This is a genomic window from Paracoccus binzhouensis (genome assembly GCF_016446475.1).
Taxonomy (GTDB): Bacteria; Pseudomonadota; Alphaproteobacteria; order Rhodobacterales; family Rhodobacteraceae; genus Paracoccus; species Paracoccus binzhouensis.
In genome coordinates this window covers 22,025-29,286 of the sequence record NZ_JAEHFP010000051.1, presented here as the reverse complement: position 1 = coordinate 29,286, position 7,262 = coordinate 22,025, and the positions used below count along the sequence as shown (strand labels likewise).

At 66.7% G+C, this 7,262-nt stretch carries 4 protein-coding genes and 1 pseudogene; all 5 read right to left on the bottom strand.

The window, feature by feature from the left end:
- A pseudogene (locus I9P22_RS12925) lies at nt 1–451 on the bottom strand (peptidylprolyl isomerase); the annotation flags it as partial.
- Nucleotides 452–456: 5 nt separating this feature from the next.
- Nucleotides 457–1,260 carry a respiratory nitrate reductase subunit gamma gene (gene narI / locus I9P22_RS12920; RefSeq protein ID WP_199259899.1) on the bottom strand — a complete coding sequence of 268 codons (804 nt, stop codon included), beginning with the start codon at nt 1,258–1,260 and terminating at the stop codon, nt 457–459.
- A gap of 12 nt (nt 1,261–1,272) precedes the next feature.
- Complete coding sequence (gene narJ / locus I9P22_RS12915; RefSeq protein ID WP_199259898.1) at nt 1,273–1,974, bottom strand: nitrate reductase molybdenum cofactor assembly chaperone; 702 nt, start codon at nt 1,972–1,974, stop codon at nt 1,273–1,275.
- Nucleotides 1,971–3,491 (bottom strand): nitrate reductase subunit beta, encoded by a 1,521-nt coding sequence (gene narH, locus I9P22_RS12910; protein WP_199259897.1) that lies wholly within the window; start codon nt 3,489–3,491, stop codon nt 1,971–1,973. Before narH ends, narJ begins: the two co-directional genes overlap by 4 nt.
- Nucleotides 3,488–7,246 carry a nitrate reductase subunit alpha gene (locus I9P22_RS12905; protein WP_199259896.1) on the bottom strand — a complete coding sequence of 1,253 codons (3,759 nt, stop codon included), beginning with the start codon at nt 7,244–7,246 and terminating at the stop codon, nt 3,488–3,490. Before I9P22_RS12905 ends, narH begins: the two co-directional genes overlap by 4 nt.
- Nucleotides 7,247–7,262 lie beyond the last annotated feature (16 nt).

Sequence of the window (7,262 nt, the reverse complement as noted above, 5' to 3'; positions counted from 1 at the left end):
CGCGGCGCAGCTCGTCCAGCACCGCCAGGGCCGCCTCGCGCGCCGCCGCACGGGCCGCGGCGTCGCCTGCCGGCGCGGCGATCAGGATATGCGCCGCCTCGTAAAGCGAGGGGGCGCGGAACCGCTCGGGCGCGGCGTCGTAAAACGCGCGCAGGGCGGCGTCGTCCACCGGCTCGGGGCGGATGGCGGATTCGAGAAGCTGGCGGATCATCGCCTCCTCCCCGATTTCCCACTGGCCGGGGGCAAGCTCGGCCGGCTCGGGGGCGATGCCCCGCGCCCGCGCCTCCTGCAGCAGGATCTCGCGCAGGGCCAGGGCACGGGCGGCGGCTTTCCAGGCCTGGCCCGGCTTGCCCTTGGGCGCCGGATGGTTCTGCGCCTCGGCAGCGATGCGCTCGGCCGGGATGGTCACGTCGTTGACCACGACCGGCGGCAGAAGCGGCTTCATCTCCATGACCGTCACTCCGCCGTCCGCGGCAGGGACTCGGGCCGCTGCCGGGCCAGGTCCTGCGCCGCCACCCTGCGGGCCAGCGCCTCGCGCGCGGCAAGGTCGCGGGGCAGCGGGCTCAGCCCGACGCCCTGCCGCGCGCCACGCTTCGAGCGCACGATCTGGTAACCGGGCCGCCACAGATAGCGCAGCGGCGCCGAGAGCATGTGCACCAGCCGGGTGAAGGGGAACAGCAGGAAGATTGTCAGGCCCAGCAAGATATGCGCCTTGAAGATCCAGGCCACGTCCGCCAGATGCGCCGCCGGGTCCGGACCGAAATAGGCCACGGCCTGCGCCCAGTCCATGAACTTGACCATCTCGTGCCCGTCCAGATGACCGGCCGAGACGAAGATCGTCCCCAGCCCCAGCAGCAGCTGCAGCATCAGCAGCGCCAGGATACCGGTATCGGCCAGGGTGGAATTGGCGCGAATGCGCGGGTCAGTCAGCCGGCGATGCAGCAGGATCGCGCCACCCGCCAGCGCCATGAGGCCCGCGATGCCACCAGCCGCCATGGCCAGCACCTGCTTGGCGCCATGGCCGATCCCCAACGCGTCGAAGACGGCGATGGGCGTCAGCAGCCCGACCAGGTGGCCGCCCAGGATCACCAGCACGCCGACATGGAACAGCACCGAGCCGATGACGAATTGCCGGCGGCGCAGCAGCTGGCTGGACGAGGATTTCCAGGTGAAGGGGTCGCGCTCGTAACGCAGGATCGAGCCCAGGACCATCACGGTGATGGCGATATAGGGATAGGTTCCGAACAGGAAACTGTTCATCTCTTCCTCCTGTTAGCTAGCGGTCCGCGCCGGATTGCGGTCCAGCGCGGGGTCCATGCGGGCAAGCAGGTCGCGGCTGACCGGGCAGCCGGCATTGGGATCGGGGCCGAAGGTGACCTGCGCCTCGGCCCAGACGGCATCGAGCGCCGACAGATCCTCGGGATCGTCGTCCTTGCAGGCCAGCAGGGTCTGCACCTCTTCGGTCTCGGGATCGGCGCCGGCGATGGTGACCAGCGCCTCGAGCACCGCGGCATAGGCGGTGTCGCGGCGCGTCAGCCGCTCGGCCAGCGCCACCAGGATATGGCCGGCATCGGCCAGCACCGCCTGCGCCTCGGCCAGCGGCCGGGTCGACAGGTATTCCAGCAGCACCGGCAGGTGGTCGGGCAGCTCGGTCCCGCCCAGGTCCAGGCCGCCGGCGCGATACATGTCCAGCAGGTCGACCATGGCGCCGCCGCGGTCGCGGCTTTCGCCGTGGATATGCTCGAACAGGTTCAGCGACAGGGTGCGCGAGCGGTCGAAAAGCAGCACATAGCGTTCCTGCAACTCGTAAAGGTCGCCGCGCGCCAGTTCGGCCAGCAGCGGCGCCAGCGCCTCCATGCGCTTGGGGCCCAGCAGCCCGTCGTCGCGCAACGTCGCCTCGATGGCGGGGATCGCCTGCTGCAATTCGGCCGAGGGATAGCTCAGCAGCAGCGAGAATGCCTTGAAGGTCTTCATGCGATGAACTCCTGCGGGCTGCGGAACTTCTTGCCCGAGAACAGCTTGCCGCCGCTGTGCCCCGACGAGCAGCCGTTGCCGTCGGTGAAGCTGCAGCCGCCCTTCAGGTCATAGGCATCCTCGACCAGCTCGCGATGCGTGGTCGGGATGACGAAGCGGTCCTCGTAATTGGCGATAGCGAGCAGGTGATACATCTCATCGATCTGGTGCGGGGTCAGGCCGACGCGCTTGGCGACGCCCAGGTTCACCACGCCGTCCACGGTTTTCGAGCGCATGTAGCTGCGCATCGCCAGCATCCGCTCCAAGGCCGAGGCGACCGGGGCCTCGTCGCCGGCGGTCAGCATGTTCGCGAGGTAACGCAGCGGGATGCGCAGGCTGCGCACGTCGGGCATGTCGTCCTGCGCGGCGATCTTGCCGGCCTCGGCGGCGTTCTGGATCGGCGACAGCGGCGGCACATACCAGACCATCGGCAGCGTCCGGTATTCCGGGTGCAGCGGGAAGGCGATCTTCCACTCCATCGCCATCTTCCAGATCGGCGAGTTCTGCGCGCCCTTGATCCAGTCCTCGGGGATGCCCTCGGCGCGCGCCGCGGCGATCACCTCGGGGTCGTTCGGGTCCAGGAACACGCCCAGCTGCGCGTCGTAGAGGTCCATTTCCGACTCGGTCGCGGCCGCCTCGGCGATCCTGTCGGCATCATACAGCATCACGCCCAGATAGCGGATGCGCCCGACGCAGGTTTCCGAGCAGACCGTAGGCTGGCCGCTTTCCAGGCGCGGATAGCACAGGATGCATTTCTCGGATTTGCCCGAGGACCAGTTGTAATAGATCTTCTTGTAGGGGCAGCCGGAAACGCACATGCGCCAGCCCCGGCATTTCTCCTGGTCGATCAGCACCACGCCGTCGTCCTCGCGCTTGTAGATCGCGCCCGAGGGGCAGGAGGCGACGCAGGCCGGGTTCAGGCAGTGTTCGCAGAGCCGCGGCAGATACATCATGAAGGTATTCTCATACTCTCCGTAGATGTCCTTCTGCACGCCCTCGAAATTATAATCCTTGCTGCGTTTCTCGAATTCGCCGCCCAGGATCTCCTCCCAGTTCGGGCCCCATTCGATCTTTTCCATGCGCTCGCCGCTGATCTTCGAGCGCGGCCGGGCGGTCGGGAAGGCCTGCATCTCGGGCGCCGATTTCAGGTGGTCGTAGTCGAAATCGAAGGGCTCGTAGAAATCGTCGATCTCGGGCAGGTCGGGATTGGCGAAGATATTCGCCAGGATCCGCCACTTGCCGCCCTGCTTGGGTTGCAGATGGCCCGATTTCGTCCGCACCCAGCCGCCGTTCCAGCGCCTCTGGTTCTCCCAATCCTTGGGATAGCCGATGCCGGGCTTGGTCTCGACATTGTTGAACCAGGCGTATTCGACGCCCTCGCGCGAGGTCCAGACGTTCTTGCAGGTCACCGAGCAGGTATGGCAGCCGATACACTTGTCCAGGTTCAGCACCATGCCGATTTGCGCACGAACTTTCATTCCGCTGCCTCCACGGTTTGGGTTGCGGTGTCGGCCGGCTGGTCCAGCCAGTCGATCTTGTCCAGCTTGCGGACGATGACGAACTCGTCCCGGTTGGCGCCCACGGTGCCGTAATAGTTGAAGCCGTAAGCCAGCTGCGCATAGCCGCCGATCATGTGCGTGGGCTTCAGCACGATGCGGGTGACCGAGTTGTGGATGCCGCCGCGCATGCCGGTGACCTTCGAGCCGGGCGTGTTCACGATCTTTTCCTGAGCGTGATACATGAACATGCTGCCTTCCTTGATGCGCTGGCTGACCACCGCGCGGGCGGTGATGGCGCCATTCGCATTGAAGACCTCGACCCAGTCGTTATCGACGACGCCGGCCTTTTTCGCGTCCAGTTCCGAGATCCACACCACCGGGCCGCCGCGGTTCAGCGTCAGCATCAGCAGGTTGTCGGTATAGGTCGAGTGGATGCCCCATTTCTGGTGCGGCGTCAGGAAGTTCAGCACTACGTGCTTTTCGCTGGCGCCCAGCGATTTCGTCGCGGCATGGCCCACGGTCTTCAGGTCCACCGGCGGGCGCCAGGTCACGAAGCCCTCGCCAAAGGCGCGCATCCATTCATGGTCCTGGTACAGCTGCTGGCGGCCGGTGACGGTGCGCCACGGGATCAGCTCGTGCACGTTGGTCCAGCCGGCGTTGTAGCAGACCTCCTCGCTTTCGATGCCCGACCAGGTCGGCGACGAGATGATCTTTCTCGGTTGCGCCGCGATGTCGCGGAAGCGGATCTTCTCGTCCTCCTTGACCTCGGCCAGGTGCTTGTGGCTGATGCCGGTGGCCTTCGACAGCGCCTCCCAGGCCTTGACGGCGACCTCGCCGTTGGTCTCGGGGGCCAGCATCAGCACCACCTCGGCGGCGTCGATGGCGCTGTCGATGCGGGCCATGCCCTGGGTCGCGCCCTCTTCCGTCACGGTGCCGTTCAGCGCCTTCAGGTGGTGCACCTCGGTCTTGGTGTCCCAGGCGATGCCCTTGCCGCCATTGCCGAGCTTTTCCATCAGCGGGCCAAGCGCGGTGAAGCGCTTGTAGAGGTTCGGGTAATCGCGCGTGACCTCGATATAGGCCGGTGCGGTCTTGCCGGGGGTCAGGTCGCACTGGCCCTGTTTCCAGTCGGCGACGAAAGGCTGCATGATCTCGCCGGCGCTGTCATGCTGCAGCGGCAGCTGCACCACGTCGGTCTCGACCCCCAGCACCTCGGGGGCGATGTCCGAGAATTTCCGGGCGATCGCCTTGAAGATTTCCCAGTCGGATTTCGACTCGTAGGCCGGGTCCACCGCCGCCTGCAGCGGGTGGATGAACGGATGCATGTCCGAGGTGTTCATGTCGTCCTTTTCGTACCAGCTGGCGGTCGGCAGGACGATGTCGGCATAGACGGCGGTGGTCGACATGCGGAAGTCGATGGTGACCAGCAGGTCCAGCTTGCCCTCGGGCGCCTGGTCGTGCCAGCGCGCCTCGACCGGCTTCACGCCGCCTTCCTCGCCCAGATCCTTGCCCTGCACGCCGTGATCGGTGCCCAGCAGGTGCTTGAGGAAGTATTCATGCCCCTTGCCCGAGGAACCCAGCAGGTTCGAGCGCCAGACATAAAGGTTGCGCGGCCAGTTCTCCGGCGCGTCCGGGTCTTCGCAGGACATTTCCAGCCGGCCGGATTTCAGCTCGCGGGCGACATAGTCCCTGGCCTCGATGCCCTCGGCCCGGGCGGCGCGGCCGACCTCCAGCGGGTTGGTGCGCAGCTGCGGCGCCGAAGGCAGCCAGCCCATGCGCTCGGCCCGGATGTTGTAGTCGATCAGGCTCAGCCGGTCCCAGTCGCCTTTCGGGGCGGTGGGCGACAGCAGCTCGCGCGCCGTCACCGTCTCGTAGCGCCACTGGTCGGTATGGGCATAGAAGGCGCTGGTCGAGTTCATGTGGCGCGGCGGGCGCGCCCAGTCCAGCGCGAAGGCCAGCGCCGTCCAGCCGGTCTGCGGGCGCAGCTTTTCCTGGCCGACGTAATGCGCCCAGCCGCCGCCGGACTGGCCGACGCAGCCGCACATCACCAGCATGTTGATGACGGCGCGATAGTTCATGTCCATGTGGAACCAGTGGTTCATCGCCGCGCCGATGATGACCATGGACTTGCCCTTGGTCTTTTCGGCATTGCCGGCGAATTCCCGCGCCACCTGGATGATCTTGTCGCGGCGCACGCCGGTGATCCGCTCGGCCCAGGCCGGGGTGAAGGGCACGTCGGCGTCATAGCTCCTGGCGACGTTCTCGCCGCCCAGGCCGCGGTCGAGGCTGTAATTGGCGCAAAGCAGGTCGAAGACCGTGGCGACCAGCGCCTCCTCGCCATTGGCCAGGGTCAGGCGCTTGACCGGCACGTTGCGGGTCAGCACCGTGCCGCGGTCGTCCACCGCGAAGCCGTTGGTCGCGGCGCCGCCGAAATAGGGGAAGTCGACCGCGACCACGTCGTCGCGGTCCTGGTCGAGGATCAGGCTCATGCGCAGGCGCACCTCGTCCTCGCCGGCCTTCTGTTCCAGGTTCCAGCGCCCCTGCTCGCCCCAGCGGAAGCCGATCGAACCGTTGGGGACCACGATGCGGCCGGTGGTCTCGTCGATGGCGACGGTCTTCCATTCGGGATTGTTCGCCTGGTCCAGCGCGCCGTCGAAATCGCTGGCGCGCAGCTGCCGGCCGGGAACCAGCCGGCCGTCCCGGTCGTCCAGCCGCACCAGCATCGGCATGTCGGAATAGCGCCGGCAGTAATCCTCGAAATATTCGGCCTGACGGTCCAGGTGGAACTCGCGCAGGATGACATGGCCGAAGGCCATGCCCAGCGCCGCGTCGGTGCCCTGCTTGACGTTCAGCCAGATGTCGCCGAACTTCGCCGCTTCCGAATAGTCCGGGCAGATCACCGCCGACTTGGTGCCGCGATAGCGCGCCTCGGTATAGAAATGCGCGTCGGGCGTGCGGGTCTGCGGCACGTTCGAGCCCCAGAGCAGCAGGTAGCCCGCATTGTACCAGTCGGCGCTTTCGGGAACGTCGGTCTGCTCGCCCCAGATCTGGGGCGAGGCCGGCGGCAGGTCGCAATACCAGTCATAGAAGGACATGCAGGTGCCGCCCAGAAGCGACAGGTAGCGCGTCCCCGCGGCATAGGAGATCATCGACATGGCCGGGATGGGCGAGAAGCCGAAGACCCGGTCGGGACCGTATTTCCGGGCGGTATAGGCGTTGGCGGCGGCGGTGATCTCGGTCGCCTCGTCCCAGGTGGCGCGCACGAAGCCGCCCTTGCCGCGGATGCGGGTATAGCTTTCGCGCGCCTGCGGGTCGTTCTGGATCGAGGCCCAGGCCTCGACCGGCGACATGGTCTTGCGCCGCTCGCGCCAGAGCCGCATCAGCTTGCCGCGGATCAGCGGCGTCTTCACCCGGTTGGCGCTGTAGAGATACCAGCTGTAGGAGGCGCCGCGCGCGCAGCCGCGCGGCTCGTGGTTGGGCAGGTCCGGCCGGGTGCGCGGATAGTCGGTCTGCTGGGTCTCCCAGGTGACGATGCCGGACTTGACGTAGATCTTCCACGAGCAGGAGCCCGTGCAGTTCACCCCGTGGGTGGAGCGGACGATCTTGTCATGCCGCCAGCGGGCGCGATAGCTGTCCTCCCAGTCGCGGCTTTCGATGGTGGTCTGGCCGTGGCCTTCGGCGAAGGTATCCTTGCGCAGGCTGGTCAGGAAGTTCAGGCGATCCAGAAGATGGCTCATGGCTCTCTCCCAAGGT